The sequence below is a fragment of the Succinatimonas hippei YIT 12066 genome, assembly GCF_000188195.1.
In the GTDB taxonomy this organism is placed as follows: Bacteria; Pseudomonadota; Gammaproteobacteria; order Enterobacterales; family Succinivibrionaceae; genus Succinatimonas; species Succinatimonas hippei.
Window position 1 is genome coordinate 1 of sequence record NZ_GL831036.1, and the last position, 1000, is coordinate 1000.

Sequence of the window (1000 nt, forward strand, 5' to 3'; positions counted from 1 at the left end):
ATCATCGGCCTTTAGGCCGGTGAGGATGTCAAATTTTTAACAATAGAGCTTACTCTATATAGCGCTTTAATATTTCGTCGAATGTGCCATCTTCCTTAATAGATTTAAGCCCGGCGTTAAACATGTCCAACAACTCTTGATTTTCTCCCTTTTTAACCGCAAAAGCATACACGGGAGAGCCGTAAATATCCCTAAGAGCAATCTTAAGCCCCTGCTGCTCTCCGATTTTGATTTGATAAGAAATAACGGGATAATCTTCCATAAAAAAATCGGCATTATGATTGCGTACAGCTAATGCCAGATCGGGACTTAATAAGTAATACTGCAAATGCAGATCTAAAGCTTGTTTATTCTTCTCGGCAAACTCCATGCCATAAGTGCCCTTTTTAATAGCTGCGGTTTTTCCTTTTAAATCAGAAAAATCTTTAATTCGATCATCACTGATACGCGTTACGACGCAAAGTCCTGATTTAAAATAACCGTCAGAAAAATCAACTATCTTTTTGCGCTCTTCAGAAATATTGATCCCGTCTAATGCCCCATCAATCTGTCCTGAAACCAATCCCGGGATCACCCCGTCAAAATTCATGAACTTTAGTTCATAAGAAAACCCTTCTCGTTTTGCGATCTCCGCAAGCATATCAAGCTCAATGCCGACAAAAGTATCCCCCTTTTTAAAAGAAAAGGGTGGATAAGCCGCATCTACAGCTATTTTGTAAATTTGGGCATTAGCATTAAAGGCAAACAAAAGAATTGAAAAAAGAGCAAATAAAAGCTTACGCATAAAGATCCTTTATATATTGATATAAACCTATATTTTGTAAATAAGTTTACTACTAAACATCGATAAAAAGAAAAATAAAGGAATTATGTAAGACAAGAGTACGAACAATACAAGAAAGAACAAAGGGAGAAATAAAAAAAGCAGCATTAAAGCTGCTCTCTTGGTAATTGAATATAGTAAGTAGTGGCGGAACGGACGGGAATCGAACCCGCGACC

Annotated in this window: 1 protein-coding gene; it reads right to left on the bottom strand. The window is 37.3% G+C overall.

Annotated elements, in window-relative coordinates:
- Positions 1–49: 49 nt before the first annotated feature.
- Positions 50–784, bottom strand: a complete 735-nt coding sequence (locus HMPREF9444_RS07240; RefSeq protein ID WP_009143755.1) for a transporter substrate-binding domain-containing protein — start codon at positions 782–784, stop codon at positions 50–52.
- Between the last annotated feature and the right edge of the window lie 216 nt (positions 785–1000).